This window comes from [Flexibacter] sp. ATCC 35208 (assembly GCF_001975825.1).
Classification (GTDB): Bacteria; Bacteroidota; Bacteroidia; order Chitinophagales; family Chitinophagaceae; genus Chitinophaga.
The window spans coordinates 145,751-167,056 of record NZ_MTKN01000002.1; the positions used below are offsets into that span (position 1 = coordinate 145,751).

A 21,306-nucleotide genomic window follows, 5' to 3' on the forward strand; every position below is an offset into this window, starting at 1 on the left:
TTCTTCTTTTTAGAGTCCTACTTTTAATGAAAGTGTGAATTGCTTTTGGATAGGTTGTGCTACACCACCCGTGTTGAAGAATTCAGGATCCTGTCCTCTCAGCTTACTGTCTGAATAAATCAGCCATGGATTGATGGCAGCACCTGTCACTGACAGGTTTTTCAGCCCGGTCTTTCTGATCAGGTACTGTGGCAGCTGATACGTGAGGGATACTGTCTTCAGACGGATCATATCGCCTTTGGCCACTCTATCGGTCGAATAGTTATAGTTGTTATAAGGATAAGTGCCGTAAATCACATTTTGCTCCAGTGCATCGAGTATAGAAGGTGTTCTTGTCACCGTCTCATCGCCCGGCATTACCCAACGGTCGTAAAACTCTTTAGGCATAGCATCCAGGTCAGAGTAGTTTGTCTTGAATGCAGGGTACAGACGGATCTTGTTGCCCCACTGGTAAGTGACAAATACATTCAGGGATAAATTCTTATAATGGAAAGTATTGGACAGACCACCGTTCGCCGGAGGATCTACCGGTCCCTCATATACGAGGTGGGAAGTATTCAGGTCCTGCAGGTATACATCCGCACTGATTTCACCGTTCTGGTTCAGAAAGCGGGGATAACCATTCTTTGGATCCAGCCCTTCGTATTTAATAGAGAACAATCCTCTTACAGGGTATCCTTCTTTATTACCTCCTTCAGGCACCACCAGGTCAAAGATGGATGGGATGTTCTTTGCATTCGTGATCCTGTTGGTATTGTAGCCAAAGGTCACATTCGCTTTCCAGCCCCAGTCCTTTCTGCGGATCACATCACCTCCCACCATTATTTCAATACCTTTTGAATCCATATCTGCATAGTTGGCTGCTTTGTACAACTCACCACCGATACCGGATGTCTTGATCAGACTGATCAGGTCAAAGCTCTTTTTCCTGTATGCATCGATAGAGAAGTTGAGTCGTCTGGCGAAGAAGGTACCATCCAGACCAATGTTCGTTGTGTACATCTTTTCCCAGGTCAGGTCGTCATTCTGCAGGTGTGCAATCTTAATGACAGATTCGACTTCATCGAGGTGGCCACGGTTGCTATTTACTGTCTGGTATACAATGTTGGAGTTGGTAGCAGGTCCCATACTGGCAGTGAGTCCATAACTTGCGCGTAGTGCGAGGTAATCTACCCAAGTAGCTGGTTTCATAAATGCTTCTTTATCGATGTTCCAGCTACCCGATATACTCCAGGTAGGTAACCAGCGGGCATTTTTAGAACGACCCAGTTTATTCGACCCATCGTAACGGGTAGTACCGGTCAGGTTATATTTCTCTTTGAAAGCATAGGTAGCAGTTGCATAAAATGCTGCAAAGCGATCGTAGTCCTGGCTCATACCATAGTAAGGGAAATTGCTTTCGATCGTTTGCTTCAGAATGCGCGGGTCTGTGAACGCCACACCACCGTTATCATACTGGTAACCATAACCGGTGTTGGATGAGTTTTGTCTGTCAGCATACTTTACCTGCTGCCCTACCAGTACATTCAGGTTATGCCTGTCAGCCACATTGAGGGAGTAGTTTAAGCTGTTACGGAAATCATAGTTTACCAGCAGGTCTTCTGTACGGTTGTAAAAACCACCATAAGGCAGTACCACTTGTGGCAATGCATCAGGGTTGTCCGGGTCGCGATAGAGGAACTTGTTGTTCTCAGCAATGGTCGAGTTGCCATTTGCGCGATATGCATTCGCCATGTTACTGTTCTCAGTGATCTGGTGTTCACGTGAAGACTTTACATAGCGCAGTGCGCCTACGAGTTCATAGCGAAGGTTCTTCGTGAGCTTCCAGGAAAAGTCGCCCTGAAGGCGCAAGTCCATCATGTTTATTTTGAGATAGTTGTTTTCAACCTCAGTCAGAATGTTGAACGGTGCAAAGTTTCTTCTGAAGTATTCTCTGTTACCGCTTTCATCAAAGGCTGTCAGCGTACGGCTGGTGTTCAGTGCATAGCTGAATGGGTTGATATCAAAGTCGCGGTCATACTGTCCTTCTACAGGGTTGCTGGTACGGCTCAGTGCACCGGGTGCTTTTTGCTGACGTACAGAGCCTAAGACAGAGAAGCCGGCCGTAACCTTGTCGGACAACTTATAGTTGTTCCTGAAGTTGAGTGTGTACCGGCTTACTCTGTCGGCTACTGTCCAGCCGTTATCGTGATAATAGCTGGTGGAGAAATAGGACTGAGACTTATCTGTACCGGAGGAGATACTGAGGGAGTGTTCCTGAATAAAGCTGGTACGGAACAGGATGTTGAACCAGTCAGTATTGGCAGAAGCATATCTCAGCAGGAACTGCCTTTTCGCCTCCGGGGTGTTTTCTAATGGGAAGTTGCCATTATCATCCGCATTCAATTCCTCATACATCTTTCCATAGACCCCGTTATCACCACGGGAAAGAATATCTGAAGTCAGTGCGCCTTTGCGTTCCAGTTCTGCCAGTACCGACATTTGCTGGGCTGAGTTCATGATATTATAATTACCATAATTTGGTTTCAGCTGAGTACTGTAGTTACCGCTGTACATGATAGATGGTGTACCTATCTTCCCTTTTTTGGTAGTAATTACCACTACCCCGTTCATAGCGCGGGCGCCATAGAGTGCGGTGGCGGCGGCATCTTTCAGGATGTCGAAGCTCTCGATATCGTTGGGGTTCAGACCAGCGACAGAAGAACCCATCAGCGTAGTAGGGTCGCCACTGGAGAGCTGATCGTTGGAGATATTGACCACATCTTCCAGTACCACACCGTCTACCACCCACAGTGGTTTGTTGTCACCATTGATAGAGGTTGCACCACGTACACGGATCTTTGGTGCAGACCCGAATGTGCTGGATACGTTTTGAATAGACACACCGGCAACGCGGCCTTCCAGCATACGGCTCACATCGGGCATACCATCTATCCTGGCGTCGTCCATTTTAATACGGGTAGCAGCACCGGAAAACTTGCTCTTATCAATGTTCTGAAACCCTGTTACGACTACCTCCTGTAGTTTTGTTGTTTTCTCTTTCAGGAGCACCGTCAGCAAATCACCACTAAAGGTGGCCATCGGGATCTCCTGTGGTTCATAGCCAGTGAGGTTGATAACCAGAACGGCATTTGCCGGAATACTTTTCAGCTCGAACACACCTTTGTCATTTGTAGTAGTCCCCCTGGTTGTCCCTTTGATCATCACTGCTACACCTGGCAGTGGTTCTCTGTTTGCGGTGAGCACCACACCTTTAATGTCCTGTGTGCGGAAGGCCACAGAATGACCTGTGCTGGTTACGCTTGAATTAATCTTTTTGTCTGCCTGACGGATGATGATTCGATCATACAATACGGTATACGACAGTGAATAAGGTTTTAATAATCTATTGAGGAGCGTTCCTACCTTTTCGTTATGAGCATTCACATCGACCTTGTCGATGGCTGTGACAGAGTTGCCTGCGTATATAAAAGATACGTCGGCGAGATTCCCGATCTTGTCCAATGCTTCTTTTAACAGTACATCTTTTAACTCAAGGGATATTTTCTTTTCCAGTGCATCCTGTATACCAAAACCGGCAGCGTGTATAGATAACAGTAACGCCAACACGGTTAGTTGAAGGAATAGGGTCGCCTTTTTAAACATTGATCATAAATTGTTTTGTGCGTTTCAGGAAATAAAGTGCCCATTCCGGCTCTTGTGAAGCCAGGGCAATAGCGCACCTGCTGCGGTGCAGTCATAGTTTTTTATGGATTAACCGATTTTTCGAAAATGGTTACCCGGACGGCGTGCGTTTAGATTTCGTCATGTTTTTGCGATTCATTTTGGTTGTTGCAATGTTTGCTTTTCACAGTAAAATGGCTAACCTTGGTTGGGTATCACAGCGATTACAACAGGCCGATTGTAATCATGCAGTACAGGGTCCGGATGCCTTCCTGTAGCGGGATTGCGTACTAAACCCCGGTCAGGCATTCCTTCACAGTACAAAATGCTAGTCCTATCCTCTCATAAGGTTGTCTCGGTTAACTGCTTGTGTCTTTTTTTCCTACTTCTTTTTACTACTGGCAGCTACCTCCACTGATGTTGAATCCGTTTCCGGCGCTGTCTTTATTGATTCTGGCGTTCAACGATAAAGCTATTACGTTTAGGGCTTTCTCAGGTTCATCAATAGTATTGAAATCACCATAAAAGGCGCAATGCTGTAAGCGTTTGTCTACTGTAACATTAATATTGTAATACCTTTGCAGGTCGTTTACCACTTTTATGAGCTCAGTGCCGTCATATACGAATCGGCCCTGTTGCTTCTGTAAATAAAATCTCGCATCATCGGAAGCATCTGACATTTGCAGTTGGTCGGTAGTTTTGTTGTATACGGCCCTTTTATTGGCGGTGAGGATCACTTCCTGACCATCATTACGATTTCCATCTATAGCCTGTACCTGTACCATTCCTGTCAAAACCACCACTTTTGCTTCCCGGGCATCCCGGGCTTCAATATTAAAGGAAGTACCCAGTACCCGTGTATTTATTAATGAAGACGCGACGATGAAAGGATGTGCATTGTCGTGCTGTACATCGAACAGCGCCTCTCCTGACAATGCTACTTCGCGCTCCGCTTTACCATAATCTCCTTTATATTTCAATGAGGACCGGGGTTCCAGGAGCACCTTTGATCCATCTGGCAACGTCACTTTCTTTCGTTGCTCTCCTGATAATACAATCAACTCCTTTACAGGCGGATGTGATACCTTGTAGTATCCTATTCCTGCCGCCAGTATCAACATGGCCGCTGCCGCTGCCCTCCACCATAGTCTTCTCACTATTGGTTGTGGCTTTACTGCGATCCGCTGATGGATATTTTTCAATATCCTCTCAGAGTCCTCCCTGGCCAGTATTGGCTCGGCGGTAAACAGGTCCGCATTGTATTCCGCTGCGGCAAACTCCTGTAATTCCGTAAGATCTTTTTCATTCAAATATTGCAGAAACCACACTCTGTCTTCCTGTGTCCAGTTCTTATTATGCAACAGATGTTTGAAGTATTCCTTCCTGTTCTGCACTATTTTGATTGCTTATTTACACTAAATACGTGGAGGTGGTAAATGTGGGTGGGTGGTTTTTGAAAAAAATTTACATATTCTTAATACTAATATGTTGGACACAAAGAATTGTGAAAAGATACAGTTGTAAATTGCAGATATTACGGTGTATTTTTATGCAGGTATATACGAAAAAAAACAGACCCTCCTGTAGAGAGGGCCTGATCAAGATAGCTTAAAGGTTCTCCTAGTCGTGGTAATTCAGGAAAAGGAGGAATAACACTATGTATTTATGTTCTTTGTTTTTTTGAATATAATCATTGAGTTTAGCCATTGCTACCGACAGATGTTCCTTCACCGTATTCCGGGAAATATTCATCTCTGCTGCTACTTCATCATATGTCTTCCCTTCCAGTTTACACATCGTCACAATTTTTCGCTTTTTGGGAGATAACTGTGCAATTGCTTCTTCGAGCAACTGATATTGCTCTTCATATACATTTTTATTATCCAGTCCCAGATCTTCTTCCGGATTTATATTATATAGTTCCTTGTGAATGGTTTGCTCGCGCAGCTTGCGCCTTACATAGTCTACCGATAAATTAAAACTGATTACAAATAACCATCCGGCCACCGACTGGGTAGCATTAATTTCCTTTCTCTTCTCCCACAACTTGGTAAACACCTCCTGGAGAATATCCTCGGTACCAATTGGTTCCTTTACAAACTTGAAAATGTTACGGTACACCGCCTGGTGATATTTCCAGTACAGTGAATCAAATGCACTTACATCGTCCTGTTGTAACAATACTACTAACTCGGCATCTTGTGTATTCATATCACGACATTTATATAACCCGTATTTGTCTAATACAAGCTATATGGCTGTTTAAATGGGTCCGGGTTTCAATACAATGGCTCCATCAATCCGAGAGATAAAATAGTAACATTTCTTTTTATTGTGCACTATTTTATAATAAAAAAATAAATTAAAACTAATTGAAATGTATTTACCCTTGTAATATCGATGCAAAGTAATGTACGTATTAAAAAGCAAAACCACCAGTTAACAAATGTAACCGGTGGTTTTGCTATTGGCAGGGTTTGCTCGTCACAACGCAGCCACGCTGCAACTGCATCCTATACCTTTCTTGCTTAGCAATTCATCATCAATATTTTACAATCTTTCTTGTTTCTGTTTCCACACCATTGAATACTCTTACCAGATAAACTCCAGGAGCTGCTTTGGACAGATCTACCTTTTCGCCACTTACAATCCGTTTTGGCGCCAGGATAGTCTTGCCATCCAGGGTGTAGATGCTTACATAGAGGTAGCCATCCTTAGTTGGCGCTTTCACCTGTACTTCGTTAGCAGTTGGGTTAGGCGTTACAGTGAGTGATGTAGAAAGTTTAGTCTCTTCCGTTACACCCTCCTGTACTTTTTCTGCAGTTGCAGCAGCAGGAGCAGCAGTACGGGCAGCAGATGCTGTAGAAGCACGTACTACCAGGGAAGTAGTCCAGTCATTCAGGTTCACGGTAGAACCGTCAGACAAACCTACTGATACCAGGCAGGACCAGTCACCTCTGAACAGGTAAGCATCGCCTGCGAAATTGATATCCTTGTAAAGGATCACTTCGTAACCGCTTGCAATCTTCATAGATGAAACATCATCGTTCGCTGCACCCAGCGCAATCAAATCCGCCATGTTGTAGCTACCAACACCCAGCGAAATTGCATAGCCACCATAGCTACAATCCTTATAGATAGTAGCTGCAGCAGATGAAGGCGCAGGAACTGTACCTGTAATCTGGTAGCTACCCAGTGAAGCATAGTTGGAATAACCGGTAGTAGCAGGATCCAGGTAACCTGTACCTGTAATAGAAACATAATATGTACCTGCAGCAAGGGTCGCACTCAGGGTAGCAGGCAGACCAGAAGGATTACCTGTTGCTACTACAGTACCACTACTGCTGTACAACGTAGCCAGGATATCCAGATTTGGCTGGCGGGTAGGTGTAGCAATGCTAAGAGAAAGTGCACCACCACCTGTTGTGAATGAGAAGAAGTCCAGGTCGCCTGTACGCTCAATCACACCACTTTTATTAACAGCACCGGTAGTGCTTACACCCAATGAAGATGCAGTAGCAATAGTACCACCATAATCATCTGTTCTGTAACCTACACCATAAGTAGCGCTGGAAATTTTAGCGAGATCATCTTCAGTGTTGTTTGCATACTGGTATTCACCTTTACTCCATTGTACAACTGGAACATAATAACCTGCACCCATGATAGGCGCCCAGGTACCATTACCCAGGTAGTAACCTTCAGAAGGAGAAGTACGGCCATCATGACCCAGACCAAAGGTATGGCCTATTTCATGTGAAGCTGCATCACCTGCACCCTTTACGCCACCATTGAAAACCCAGCAAGGTGTTTCGTTACCCCAGTTGAAAGAACCGATGTAAGCTACACCACCACTGCCAGGCGCGGCTGTGTTGGTTGGGGTGAAGATGCAACGCATTCTTCTGTTAGCAGGATATGAATTATACACTGCCTCATCATTGGTGATGTTCAGTTGGAATGGGCGGTAGTCTTCACTTACCAGTTCCCATACTTCCAGCTGTTCAGCATCACTCAGGTTAGCAGCTGCTGCATTGATGGTCACACCACTGTTCCAGTAAGAACTGGTTACAACCTGGCCATCGAAATCCAGCAATACCACACCATTAGCGTTTGGCAGACTTTGCAGGGAGCCCAGTGCAGCTACACTGCTGGTAGCAGTAGCAGATGCCACCTTAGCTCCACCCTGTGGAGCAGGTGCTGGTGTATAATCGATACAAAGGATAGAATCCAGTGGTACCTGTTTCACATAGGCAGTACCGTTTTCAGTATAATATTTATACCCAGTTTTGGTTTTACGGAGAATCACGAAACCACGTACATCTTCTCCTTTTACTTCCAGGTAGAAAGATGAACCAGCTACACCATCAATCTCACCGGCCATAAACTCCTCTGTTTTATTGTCTGTACGACGGGAGTTTACTTTACCAGTCAATACAGTATTTGGACCTACTTTTAATTCTGCAGCGCTGGTCAGACGTGCATTAGAAGATTTTGCCTGTGCTCTGATATCGTCGCGAAGGCCCGCAGGAGAACCTAAGCGATAAGGTTGTTGTTGCCCGAAAGCAAATGCCGCCGACATCAGCAGCATAGTTGCGCCAGATAGAAATTTTACAATTGTGCTCATAAGGGTTTACGTTGATAGATTAAAACAAATGCTCTTTTACAGTTTTGTAATCTTGAACCAGTTCAGGTTCCAGCCTCCGGCCTGGGCGTAGATACCGAAGTTGTACGTACCGGCATTGATGGTTACGGTATGGGAAACCGTCGTCCAGTTCTGCCAGCCACCTGTAGATGGTATATCCAGGTAACCCAGGACAGTAGAACCTGCATTCAGGTCAAGAGAGAGACGACCACCACCACTCAATGAAGCTACACGGTATTCAATTTTGTAAGTACCGGTAGTAGGAATGGTAATGCTGTTGTAAGCCATCCAGTCGCCAGTGTCGATGTAACCAACGTCTGATCCACCATTGGTATCAGTAGTAGTTTCAGTTTGTACACCAGACATAGAGCTGTAAGATTCTGCTTCTACCTGTTTGGTAAATGCACTGGTACCACCATCCTGGTATACTCTTACATAATCCACATACATTTTAGCAGGGAATGCAGCGTTATTGATGGTGAAACCAGGCCAGTTACCGCCAATCGCGAAGTTCAGGATGATGAAGAATGCCTTCTGGAATTCTTCAGTACTGCCTACGTTGTTAGCGATATTGATTTCGTTGTACTGTGCACCATCTACAAACCACCTGATATAGGTAGAGGTCCATTCGATGGAATAAACGTGGTAACCAGTCACGGACACAGGTGTGTTACTGCCGTAATCGGCCTGACCACCATTGGTACCTACCCAATGTACAGTACCGTACACGTTGGATTCGGTGTTAATGTGTTCCATGATATCGATTTCGCCGCAGGCTGGCCAGCCTACAGAACCGATGTTGTCGCCCAGCATCCAGAATGCAGGCCATGAACCAGAAAAAGAGGGCATTGCAATACGGGCTTCAATCTTGCCGTATGTCCATGATTTTTTGCCCTGAGTCTTCATACGGGTGGAAGTATAGCTGGCACCGCCGTAGCTCTCATTTTTTGCAGTAATTACCAGCTGACCATTTTCGATACTGGCATTCTCTGCCCGGTAGTATTCCAGCTCGTTATTGCCCCAGCCACCGGCGCCGGTCTCGAATACCCAGTCAGAGCCAATGCTGCTGGTGAATTCGTCTGCCCACACCAGTTGCCAGTTTTGTGCCATGGCAGCGCTACCTGTCAGTGCTAACATAGCGGTTAACAATAGAGGGAATTTCAAGGATCGAATCATAATTGAGGGTTTTGGTTTTAAATGGTTAATAAAAAATCGATATGGTATATCTCTAGCCTTATTGTTTTACAAACTTCTTCGTGATTCGTTTTTCACCTTTTGTATAGATCAACAGGTATGTACCTGCTGGTAAACCTGATACCGCGATCTGCTGTACCCCACTCTTTACATTTAATACCTGCTTGCCATTCAGGTCGTAAACAGTGAGGTAACCGCCTGGTTGGGTGTAATCACCTTTCAGGTGCAGATCGGTTGCTACAGGATTAGGGTATATAATCACACTGCTCTCATGCGTATCGGCAGTGGTTATAGTCGTAGTAGTTTCAGCTGCTGTGGTCTTTGCTGATGATTGTTTGGTGATCTTAATCCAGTTCAGATTCCAGCCACCTGCCTGTGCATAAATACCCAGTGCATAAGTTCCAGCTGTTACACTTACTGTATGAGAAATCGTGGTCCATGTTTGCCAGCCACCAGTTACCGGAACATTTAAATATCCCAATACAGTAGCACCTGCATTCAGATCGAGGGACAACTGTCCGCCAGTACTTTCGCTGGCAACACGATATTCAATTTTATAGGTACCTGTTGATGGGAAGTTGATATTGGTATAAGCCATCCAATCACCGGTATCGATATAACCTACATTCAAACCACCATCAGTATCTGTTGTTGTTTCTGTCTGCACACCTGACATAGATGTATAATTCTCTGCCTGTATCAGTGTAGAAGTGCCACCGGTGCCACCCTGTAATACACCCAGTTCAGTATTGATAGCGGATACCAGTGAATAGGTACCTGTTGCATCGCCAGAAAGTTCCCAGATCATGATACCACCACCAGAATTGTAAGCCAGGTCAGTTTTAGCTTTGATGGTAGTGATACCATTGTAGCCTACACCACTATAAGTATCGCTATATGGATCAGCACCTCTGGCGATCAGCGCAGCATAAGTTTCCCAGGAAGGACGTCCGTAAAAAGGTACACCCAGGATAGCCTTTGAGGCTGCCAGGCCTCTACCCTTCCAGTAAGTGATAGCTTGTGATGCATAAGTATAAGTAGAGTGATCGTAGTTGTTATAATCGTACGCCATGATGTTCAGGAAATCTACCTGTGCGAATACACTGCTCAGAATGCTTTCACCACCTGTACCTACTACAGCAGCAGTCAGCAGTTTGCCCTGATTGTGCAGAGCAGTAGCCAGCTGTGTCATGAGGGATACATAGTTGTTGGCAGATGCACCTGCATCAGGATATTCCCAGTCTATATCCACACCATCCAATCCATACTGACTCACAAAACTGAGCAGGTTGTTCACAAATGTGGTGCGATAAGTACTGTTGGCTGCAATGGATTCAAAACCGCTATCATCACCATTATTCCATCCACCTACAGCAATCAGCACTTTCTTTCCGTTCGCATGTGCGAGAGAAACCAGACTGTAAAGTTTGGAAGAATTTTCAATGGCCTGCAAACCACCAGTAGCTGTAGGCAGCAGGAAGGCATAGTTGATGTGGGTCAATTTGCTATACTGAATAGCATTCACATCACCTGACCATGAAGGCATATATCCCACTACTTTGAATTGCGAGAATACCTGAGAAGAAGAAATAAGGGTTGCAATGCTGAGGAATGCAGCCCTTATCCATTTGTTTGTTTGCATATGGTTTATTTTGAGGGAGTGAAAAAAATTAATGTTTGATGAACTGGCGGGTGGTACGATTACCATCTTTGATGATGACCAGTGTATACATTCCCGGTATTAGCCGGGATATATTGATAATATTAGAATTTGGTTTTAAATTAATCACCTGATTACCTGTTACATCATAAACCTGTATCAATGCACCTATCAGATCTGCATTGATCTTTAATTCATTTTGTGCAGGATTGGGAGATATATTAAACACAGTCGCTTTGGGAGTAGCTGCCACTCTAGCACCTGATACTGGTGTAATACTCCACCAGTTCAGGTTCCAGCCACCAGATTGTGCATAGATACCAAAGGCATATGTACCGGCTGTAATATTCACAGTCTGTGATACAGTCTGCCAGGTTTGCCAGCCACCGGTTACAGGAATTGTTTGATATCCCAGCACAGTAGCACCTGCATTCAGATCCAATGATAACTGACCACCTGTTGATTCACTGGCCACCCGGTAATCTATTTGATACGTACCGGTCGTTGGAATAGTAATATTTGAATACGCCAGCCAATCGCCGGTATCTATATAACCTACGCTCAAACCACCATCTGTATCCGTAGTTGTTTCAGTCTGTACACCTGACATAGAGTTATAACTTTCTGCCTGAATTTTAGTAGTAGATGCGGATGTACTTGCAGCTACTTTGAGTGAACTGATGATATCATTAAAGCTGTTATTCACCAGACAGGAATTATTTGCATTTACCAGCAAGGAACTGCCACCATAATTATCGTCTGCATACACCGTGGTCTGGTAGCCACTGGCCAGCTGAATAGAAGAAATATCATCATTCAGTATACCATGTGATTTGAGTTGTGTCAGCGTATAATTACCTGTTGGTAAACTAATCCCTAAACCACTATAATTACAATCTTTATAAAAAGTAGCCGCAGCCGTATTCAGGCCACCACCACCAAATACACTATTCACAGCAGACGCATAACCGGCGGTTGAACTTGAGTTGTCAATATCATCATATAACCAGATAAAACCACCGCCCAGTTTACTGCTACAACTACTCTTCCATGAATTCAATGTACTTGTCACCTGAGTAGTAGATTTTTCTGAATCCCACAAACCTGCGTAAATAGGAATAGACCCAAAGCTCCAGCTGCTACTGCAGGGACTATTGCCAGCGCCACCTGAATAACATTGCAGATCTACACGGGTAACTGTACCTGCCAGCTGACTATTCGTATTCGTCGCTACGCTGGTCCAGTAACTGGTATTGTTATAAGGCACCAGTGTCACCTTATAACCCAGATTACCCAGCATCACTGCCAGGGCAGTAGAAGAGCTTACATCATACGTGCTTTCATCATCAAAAGCAATCGCATCTACAGCAGGGATAGCATTTTTCAATGCCTGGAAATTTTTATACAGGATACTTGTGCTACCTGTACCCTGTGCCGCAATCAAACTTTTAATATTTGCGAAGGTACTGGAGCCCCATGCGCTGATGCAAAACTCAACCCTATTGATAGTGGTAGGGGCAGACTTGAGCAGGGCTATATCATTTGCAAAATTTGGATAGGTGCTGGCACCCACATAAGATCCATTTTGCACTAACGGGAATTCGGCATTGAAGTTAAAGTTGCCACTGGCATCGATATGTATGGTCCATACTACTACATATGTAAAGCCTGAATTTTTGAGTTCACTGATGGAGTAGCTTCTGTTTTTATATACAGGTCCACCAGCATAAATACCTGATTGAGCAAAGAGCGCAGTATGAGTCAAAAGCGCCATAAGCAGCAGTATGATACAGTTCTTAGCATTCATAAAGAATGATTTTAGCCTGTTAATAAATGAGGATTAACGTGGAAAGAAATGAAGAATAAATTGGTAGGAGTGTAAAGGTTTAGTTCATGCAGGTTCAGTTTTAAAGAGTGAATAAAGCCGCATCGGAGACCGCCCCGCTTTGAGGGCGGTTCCTGCGGTGAGGGAAAAGTAAAAAATCTTACTGCAACAGTTTTTCAGAAATTAGAATTAGGAACTACGGGATTTTTTAATCTCCCGTAGTTCCTAAGGATAGATGGAGCGTGTCTGCTCAGTCAATTACATTTTAATCACCTTCGCAGCACCATTGCGACCGGTTTTTGCATTGGATGTTTTCAGTATCCATGTACCCTGAGGTAAACGGCTTACATCCAGTGTAATCACCTGTGCACCTTTGGCGCCAGCTACATATTCTTTTCTGATCACAGGATTGCTACCATTGATGCTCCACAGTTCTACCCAGATCTTTTCACCAGCAGCAGCGGTTAAGCTTACCTGCAGATTGTTGCCCGTAACAGGGTTAGGGAACACGAGGATCTGATCTTTGGCAGTTGTTTCGGCAGCAACTACAGTTGTATTGGTAGTTCTTGCAGCAGAAGCGGTACAAGCACCCAGTGGTTGCCACCAATAGTCAGCAGTACCAGGCGTTACATTGTACAGGCCATTTGCAAGGCTTACATACAGATAACCGTTGTATACTACTTTATCACCTGCGTTGTACACAGAAGGATATGGCTGGTAAGTAGCCACACCTGCACAGTTTCCGGTGCTGGTAGATCCGCTTACGGTGATGCTTACAGCAGTGCTGGTAGTAGTGTTACCACTGTTGTCAGTAGCTTTTGCTGTGAGGGAATAAGTACCTGCGGCTACGCTGGTCCAGCTGTAAGTGTAAGGTGAAGCAGTCACAGTACCCAACAGTGTAGAGCCATTGTAGAAGGCTACGCTCGCGATAGTGCCATCAGCATCAGATGCAGCAGCGGTGATAGATACAGTAGCAGGGGCAGTATAAGAAGCACCTGCAGATGGAGAAGAGATGCTTACAGTTGGTGCAGAACCTGTACCGGTTCCACCACCAGAGCAATCACCTGTATATGTCCAAACCTGGCTGTCGCCGGAGTGCGTATCAGGTTGTTCACCCTGTGTCCACCATTTAGCAGTATAGATCTTACTGTTATACACCACCTTGGTGCCACCGGTGTAGATACCGGTAGCAGTCCAGGCAGCGATACCGTCGCAAGTACCGCTACCTGTGCTACTTGTTACTACAATTGCAACAGCTGCAGAAGTTGTTACCGCGCCGGCGTTGTCTGTCGCCTTCGCAGTCAGTGAGTAGCTGCCTGCTGCTACACTACTCCAGGTATAGGTATAGGGACTGGTAGTAGAGGTACCCAACAGTGTAGAACCGTTGTAGAATTCTACCTTGGCAATAGAACCATCGGAATCTGTAGCAGTAGCTGTAATAGTCACAGAAGCTGGTGCTGTAAATGAAGCATTGGCAGCTGGTGAAGTGATGCTTACAGATGGGGACTGATTACCACCGGTAGTACCAAAGAAGAACGGATAATAGTTGCTGGCGAATTCTTTGTTATTCACCGCATCCCAGTTGATAGACCAGGTCATAATACCACGCAGACCGGAATAACCAGCGCTGTTACGTAAGGTATATGTACCACCATAGGACTGACCCTTTACTAAATAATTCAAAGCATTCAATACAGCTGAAGGAGCAGTGTATCCGCTACCTGCTGCACCTGGAGCTGCTGGCAGACCGAAGGCTACCTGGTCAGGACGCAATGCAGGGAATGTCTGGCTGGTACCGGAAACAGTGAAACCTGTCAACAGCATTTCTGTCATAGATACGATAAAGTCAGCTGTAGCAGAGCTGTATACTTTATTATCCAGGGCTGTTACTGAACCTGTGTTGTACAGCTGTGGCTGAATCCAGGACAACTGATCTTTCAGACCATAAATGATAGGCAGATAAGCACCTACCAGTGGAGAATAAGTAGCACCGTAAGCAGTCTGTACATAATATGTTTCAGGCGCCATGGTCAGCAAGCAGTTTTTACCCTGTGCTGTACGGTAAGAGATGATTTCTTTACATGCAGCGATCAGGTTTACCACTTTCGCGGTAGTAGGCGCTGTAAAGTTTTTATCTCCGTTATCCAGTTGGAGGGAAGTACCGCCTTCGATATCCAGATCAAAACCATCGAAGTTGTAGTTGTCTAACACAGCTTTCATGCTGGTGATGAAGCTGGCTTTAGCTGTAGCAGAAGACAGCAACAGGGTTCCGTTTTCACCGCCGATAGACAGTAAAACTTTTCTACCCTGCGCCTGTAATGTAGCAATATCAGATTTAATTTCACTTTCAGAAGTAAGGCTTGCATCAGGAGTGAAGCTTACTGTAGCATAGTCAGTTCCGGTAGTAGCAAATGCAACTTCAATTACATTATACCTTGAATCTACATCTTTCAGACGTATGTAAGGAGCAGAAGCCAGGTTCCAGTCATGCCAGTAACCTACCAGTACCTTACCGGAAGTATTGTCAGAAGTAGAAGACTTAACGGTAACGGCTACTGCGGAAGAAGTGGTAGTAGCACCAGCATTGTCGGTAGCAACGGCAGTGATGGAGTAGCTACCTGCACTTACATTGCTCCATGAATAAGTAAATGGAGCAGCAGTAACAGTTGCGAGCAGTGTAGCACCGTTATAGAACGCCACTTTGCTGATAGAACCATCGCTGTCAGCAGCTGTAGCTGTGATAGAGATAGCACCACCGGCAGTGTAAGAAGCACCACCAGCAGGAGAAGTGATGCTCACGGTTGGTGACTGGTTGGTAGTGCCTGTACCATTTGCAAATACAGCATTCAGCTTATTTACCAGCGGAGAGGTAGTAGCAGGGCAATAAATCAGTTTACCTTTTGCAGTCGTGCTGCTGGTCATGTTCAGCATATCGCCGAATACCTGCCATACAATCACACCCGCCAGGCCATTGTCATTGATGTATTGTGCTTTAAGACCAATAGATTTTTCGTTGTCATAGCTCAGGAAGTAGTTGCCTTTTGTCATGTAAGGCACCTTCGCATTATCATCCCAATGATCAGTCCAGCCAGAACCGGAGCCTGTCTGCTGCAGGATGTAGCTATAGTTTGGTGTACCATCCCACAGGTTCAATGCCCAGTTGGTATAGTCGGCACAGGTAGAAACAGGACCATCCGGCTGTACGGTTTCACTACGTTTGGTAGTTGCACCATTCAGCGCGGCAGTACTTGTACATACTACACCACGACCATAGAAAGGCGCACCGATGTTCACCTTAGACATGTTCACACCCAGTGCTTTCACACCTTTTACAGTAGCGTCGATAGAGAACCCGGAATATTCAGCACCTGGGTAATCATACAGTGGAGCATTGTGTCCTGCAATGTTTGACCAGCCACCATTATAGTCATAGGTCATCAGGTTGAAGTAGTCCATGGATTTATTCAGGCGAGTCCAGTCAAAACCTGAAAGTTTGGAAGGAACAGCGGAGAAAGCAGCAGTGATCAGTTTACTTGAACCGATAGCAGCTCTCACAGCTTCTACGAGGGTAGCGAAGTTCGCATAGTCAGCCTGGCTGTAGTTTTCGATGTTCATACCAGGTCCGTTGGGATATTCCCAGTCGAAGTCGATACCATCAAAACCCATGTTGATCAGATCCACGCAATTAGCTACAAATTTAGCACGCATAGTAGCGTTAGCGGCAGTAGAAGGATAGTGCTTACACATACTCCAGCCACCGATAGAGGCCATACATTTGATACCTTTCTGGTGACACAGGTCGATCAGACCTGGTGCGCCACCCTGTTTAGGAACGCTTAACGGAAAACTACCGGAGAGACCTGTATTCACATTAGTCCAGCCACTGCCTGAATTACGGTATCCCAGTGTGTAGGCATAGCTGCCATCTGAGATATAGTAAAGAGGAGCGTCCAGTTCTCCTTTGAGGAGGTACAGGTCCCAGCTGCTGTAAATATCCTCATTTATCAGAGCGGCTGGTTCCTGAACGGCACCTACCTGATAAATGTTTTTGTTTCGGAAGTCACCACTGTGTAGGGAACCATCTTTGGCTACGCCAAAAAAGGAGAAGTTGAGGATGGTGTACTGGGAGTAGTCCACGTTCAGCTGGTTGTAGCCACCTTTGGGAACAATACCCGATACGTCTTTCCAGGCATCCCATTGGGTGATATAGCCTATCACCTGTTTTTTGTGGTTTGCTGTGGTCGCGGTTACAGAAGGGCTTACCTGTGCCCTGGCCTTACCGAGGCCGGTTATTAGCAGAAGGAAAAGAATTGCATGTCTTGCATAGGTGCATAGCCATGCATTACGAAAGGTAAAGTTTACTTTCATTATCGCTGGATTTTTGTAGACGATATGGACAGGACTGCGCCACACACATTATCTACCCTGCTGGCTGTCTGGTGGGAGGGTTCCACCAGGCTGAAATGGCAGTAGCGGGTATAGGCACACGTCTGACTCTCTGACGGTTATGCTTTATTGTAATTACAGAACCGGGTTTTCAAGGTTTTTCGGGAGCTGTAATAGGACGGCAATAAAGCCAGTGTTTCACAGAATAGAATAATTGTTTATTAATAATGATATCAGGCTTGGTAGGTGAAGCGGTCTACCTTGGTCTGATATGTTATGTTCTTTTAATGCATATGGTTATGAAGTCACTATATAGGAGTCGGGTGATGCGGGAAATGGTACTATTGCGAATTTCTATTTTTTAAAAAAAAGGGAGATTCAGGTTTTGGCGGATGCTTTCGGCCTTCGGCATCCGCCAAAACCTGAAAAGGGAATTCCTGGCCGGCAGTCGCCGGCCAGGAATTCCCTGACAAAAAAAACCGGTTGACTGATAAAAAAAATCCCGGCCGGCGGGCGCCGACCGGGATTTCTCTCCTTTATGTCTATCTTAATTCTTACGTAATATTTTCAACATGGTACGTCTGCTAAACTTATACTGTTCTTCCGTACAATTTACTCCCCCTTTACAAGGATCGTTCGGATCTTTACCAATGTTTTCATAATACAACCTGCTGCTAGCCACACCTTTCTTAATCAGGTAATCAATCACCGCATAACATCTCATTGCAGACAGATCCTTATTATAAGCATCAGAACCACGGCTATCTGTATAAGAGGTGATCTTCAGTTTCCAGTTAGGGAACTGGTTCAACACCACTGCTACCCTATCCAGCATATCCCTTGACTTAGTAGTCAGAATCGCACTGTTATAATCGTAGAAGAACATCAGTTTTTCCATCTTATCGATGATGGCGTTATCCATTTCGCTGAACTGGTCTTCTGAATAATCTGACTTAGGTTCAGGAGCTGGTTCCTTCACTGGTTCTGCCACTGGTGTGACTGGTTCTGCAACCGGCTCTGGCAATGTCGCTTTCGGCTCTGGTCTAACCGGACGCTTAGGCGATGATTGCTTCGCAGCTGGCTTCTTCGGATCTGCTTTTTTCACTGGTTCCGGAGCAGGCTCCTTTACTGGTGCTGCCGGTTCTGGTGCCGGTGCAGAAGGTGTTACACTTGGTTCAGTATACGGAACAGTTACCTGTTGCATTGGACTGGTCACCACAGGTTCTTCCTTCCTGGCAGGCGCAGGTGCCGGAGGTATTGGTGCCGCTGGCACAGGCACAGGAACAGGCACTGGTACTACTGGTGCTGTTTTCCCTCCTTTATGGTGTTTGGAAGATTTCTCCTCTTTTTCCTTCTCTTTTTCTTTTTCCTTCTCTTTTTCCTTTTCAGATTTAGACGAACCTTTTTTAGTTTCTGTTGTCTTTACCTCATCAGGCTTTACCACTGGTTCTGCTGCTGCAAGCACCACCGGAGCTGGTTCATTAGTTACAGGTGGGGCCTGGTAAGGCGCCATACCACCATCGCCATTAAAACGTTCAGCAAAGTGAGTATCCATGAAACGATAGATATCATCACTACCACCACCACCAGGACGGTTAGAGGCGAAGTAACCTTCATACATATTCGCTTTCATGATGAAACCCAGGTCATCTCCACCGGAGTTAAACGGCCAGCGCAGGTTCTGCAGCTTGGTCCAGTTACTACTGATACCGGTTGCACGGTAAATATCGAAACCACCCATACCCGGATGTCCTTTACTGGAGAAGTACAACATACCCGCTTCGTTAAAAGTAGGGAATGCTTCGTCAAACGGTGTATTGATAATAGGACCACAGTTTTTAGGCTTGCCCCATTTACCATTCTTTTGTTTCTCACTATACCAGATATCCATTCCACCCACACTACCTTTTCTGTCAGAAGTGAAATACATCAGCTGACCATCACGACTCAGGGCTACGTGGCCAGAAGAAAAGCCTGCTGCATTGATTTCTTTCAGCGGTTCCAGCGGTGCCCAGGAGTCACCTGTTTTATAAGACCAGAACACGACCATAACACGCTCACCGTTTACAGGACCACGCTTTGTTTTATTCGCAATATCCTGCTGCCAGGAGTTCAGTGTTACGTAGACAGTATCTTCTCTTGGATTAAAACATACAGGGCCGACGTGATAAGGTATCTTGCCCAGTAGCTCTGGTAATATCTCTTCTACATATGTATTAGCAACACCCTGTGCATACTGCTTAAAGAGGTATGCTTTAAAATAGGGTTGCCCTGTGCGCGTATCAATCTGTGGTGTTTTTTCCGGAGCATTGGAAATTGCCATTTTCCGGTAACCGTTTGATACGAGCAAAAGCCCCTGCCTGGTTACCCCACTTACGTAGTCGGAACCGGAGGAACTCAATTCTTTAATATCTTCCATCGCCATATCGACACGATCTGCTTTCCACATAATGGCGCTATCACATCCTGCGCTCATTACATTTTTTAATCGTAAGCTATCCGGCTTGGTGGTGACAAATTTTGCTATCTGTACTTTTGCCTGCTCATATTTCTGCAGGTTCTTTAGTGTCTCTCCATAAACCAGATGTGCAACGTTAGGACAGTTAGGTAAGGCATCAAGTTTTTTGAACCAGTTAGCAGCTTCTTCATAGTAGCCAACTTCGCGATAACACATTGCTATTTTTTGCAGCAACTCGATGTTAGTCTTATTACGGTTCTTGTTTGCCAGTTTCGAATATAAGGAGCCGGCTGTGGCAAATTCCTGCCTGTCGTAAGCCTCGTCAGCCAATTCACGTACACTCTTAGATTCCTGTCCAAAGAGTGTGACAGGGACGACTAAAAGTGCACATAATAAAATTGCGTAACAACGTAGCATATTAATTCGATGATCTTAAGATTAAAAATACCGGGGATTGGAAGTACTGTATTGCTTAGAATTAAATAGGATGCCGATTGAAATTTCATGGCTGCCGCTTTGCATGCCAGCCAATTTATTTAAAGTCATATCATAGGAATAGCCGATACGGTATTTGCTCGTAATGTAGTACTCTAATATAGCACTTGCTGCGTTAGATGATTCCACTGCAGTAGCAGCGGTAATCGCTTTGTTTGTAAATACGTCTACGTTAGTTCTGTAAGATCCACCGATCCAAAGCAGATTATCGATGTACATCATCAGGTTCAGATCTAAACCTGCAGGACCTGCGAAATCACTCTTAAACATCACAGAAGGTTTCAGTGAAACCTGTTCCGACAGGCTGTACATATAACCTGCAGTCAGGTAAACAGATTGTCTTCTACGAATACTTTCATATGTATATCCTCTCCATTTATAACCACTGCTGGTAAATTTTGAAAAGAGGTCCAGTGCAGATACACCGAAATAAAAGGTAGGAGAATAATAGTAAACACCTACACGAGCATCAGGAGTTGTTTCCTTTGCAGTACCATCAGGGATGATACGGTCACCGGAATCAAGGTATTCGAGCGTAGTTCCATCCAGACTATACTGAGTAGCACCCACACCGATACCGAAGCAGATACGTTTAGTATCTTCATCATCCAGGCGGATACGGTAAGAATAAGATCCATAGATGGAGATAGCGCTCTGTGGGCCCAGTTTATCCACCATGGCCTGCACACCCAAACCAACGTTTGCATCTCTGTTCGGGCGCTTCAGCGGACCATCCAGTGATACCATACCTGTTTTAGGTGCACCAGGATATCCAGTCCACTGATCGCGGAAGGTTGCATTCAGGTACATTACATCTTTATAACCGGCATACGCAGGGTTTACGGACAGGCCATTAAAGATATACTGGCTGAACTGAACACTTTGTTGTGCCTTGGCGCCTGCTCCCAGACAAAGTAATAATACTACAGTAAACCAATTTTTTCTTGTGTACATATTTGCACTTTTAGAAATACAGTTCATTC

The 21,306-nt window shown here is 45.1% G+C and carries 10 protein-coding genes; all 10 read right to left on the bottom strand.

All coding sequences use genetic code 11. The features are described from left to right. Positions 1-9: 9 nt before the first annotated feature. A complete protein-coding gene (locus BW716_RS02115; protein WP_083720467.1) occupies positions 10-3,645 on the bottom strand; it encodes a SusC/RagA family TonB-linked outer membrane protein in 3,636 nt (1,211 codons plus the stop codon). 413 nt (positions 3,646-4,058) lie between these two features. Further along, positions 4,059-5,057, bottom strand: a complete 999-nt coding sequence (locus BW716_RS02120; RefSeq protein ID WP_083720469.1) for a FecR family protein — start codon at positions 5,055-5,057, stop codon at positions 4,059-4,061. A gap of 226 nt (positions 5,058-5,283) precedes the next feature. Next, positions 5,284-5,874 carry an RNA polymerase sigma factor gene (locus BW716_RS02125; RefSeq protein ID WP_083720471.1) on the bottom strand — a complete coding sequence of 197 codons (591 nt, stop codon included), beginning with the start codon at positions 5,872-5,874 and terminating at the stop codon, positions 5,284-5,286. Positions 5,875-6,205: 331 nt separating this feature from the next. Further along, positions 6,206-8,287 (bottom strand): T9SS type A sorting domain-containing protein, encoded by a 2,082-nt coding sequence (locus BW716_RS02130; protein WP_083720473.1) that lies wholly within the window; start codon positions 8,285-8,287, stop codon positions 6,206-6,208. A 36-nt stretch (positions 8,288-8,323) separates the two neighbouring features. Beyond that, positions 8,324-9,481 carry a carbohydrate-binding protein gene (locus tag BW716_RS02135; protein WP_083720475.1) on the bottom strand — a complete coding sequence of 386 codons (1,158 nt, stop codon included), beginning with the start codon at positions 9,479-9,481 and terminating at the stop codon, positions 8,324-8,326. Positions 9,482-9,539: 58 nt separating this feature from the next. Beyond that, positions 9,540-11,141: a glycosyl hydrolase family 18 protein gene (locus tag BW716_RS02140; protein ID WP_083720476.1), complete on the bottom strand. Its 1,602-nt coding sequence runs from the start codon at positions 11,139-11,141 to the stop codon at positions 9,540-9,542. A gap of 28 nt (positions 11,142-11,169) precedes the next feature. Next, entirely contained in the window at positions 11,170-12,966 is a 1,797-nt protein-coding gene (locus BW716_RS02145) for a carbohydrate-binding protein (protein WP_083720478.1), read from the bottom strand. A 276-nt stretch (positions 12,967-13,242) separates the two neighbouring features. Continuing rightward, positions 13,243-17,352 carry a glycosyl hydrolase family 18 protein gene (locus tag BW716_RS02150; protein WP_083720479.1) on the bottom strand — a complete coding sequence of 1,370 codons (4,110 nt, stop codon included), beginning with the start codon at positions 17,350-17,352 and terminating at the stop codon, positions 13,243-13,245. A 565-nt stretch (positions 17,353-17,917) separates the two neighbouring features. Next, positions 17,918-20,245, bottom strand: a complete 2,328-nt coding sequence (locus BW716_RS02155) for an OmpA family protein (protein ID WP_083720481.1) — start codon at positions 20,243-20,245, stop codon at positions 17,918-17,920. Positions 20,246-20,266: 21 nt separating this feature from the next. Beyond that, on the bottom strand, positions 20,267-21,277 hold the full coding sequence (locus BW716_RS02160) for a type IX secretion system membrane protein PorP/SprF (RefSeq protein WP_179090968.1): 1,011 nt from the start codon (positions 21,275-21,277) through the stop codon (positions 20,267-20,269). Between the last annotated feature and the right edge of the window lie 29 nt (positions 21,278-21,306).

Excerpts from the sequence above, each read along its gene's own strand:
- BW716_RS02115 (WP_083720467.1), bottom strand. The coding sequence starts at position 3,645 with ATGTTTAAAAAGGCGACCCTATTCCTTCAACTAACCGTGTTGGCGTTA.
- BW716_RS02125 (WP_083720471.1), bottom strand. The coding sequence starts at position 5,874 with ATGAATACACAAGATGCCGAGTTAGTAGTATTGTTACAACAGGACGAT.
- BW716_RS02130 (WP_083720473.1), bottom strand. The coding sequence starts at position 8,287 with ATGAGCACAATTGTAAAATTTCTATCTGGCGCAACTATGCTGCTGATG.
- BW716_RS02135 (WP_083720475.1), bottom strand. The coding sequence starts at position 9,481 with ATGATTCGATCCTTGAAATTCCCTCTATTGTTAACCGCTATGTTAGCA.
- BW716_RS02140 (WP_083720476.1), bottom strand. The coding sequence starts at position 11,141 with ATGCAAACAAACAAATGGATAAGGGCTGCATTCCTCAGCATTGCAACC.
- BW716_RS02145 (WP_083720478.1), bottom strand. The coding sequence starts at position 12,966 with ATGAATGCTAAGAACTGTATCATACTGCTGCTTATGGCGCTTTTGACT.
- BW716_RS02150 (WP_083720479.1), bottom strand. The coding sequence starts at position 17,352 with ATGAAAGTAAACTTTACCTTTCGTAATGCATGGCTATGCACCTATGCA.
- BW716_RS02155 (WP_083720481.1), bottom strand. The coding sequence starts at position 20,245 with ATGCTACGTTGTTACGCAATTTTATTATGTGCACTTTTAGTCGTCCCT.
- BW716_RS02160 (WP_179090968.1), bottom strand. The coding sequence starts at position 21,277 with ATGTACACAAGAAAAAATTGGTTTACTGTAGTATTATTACTTTGTCTG.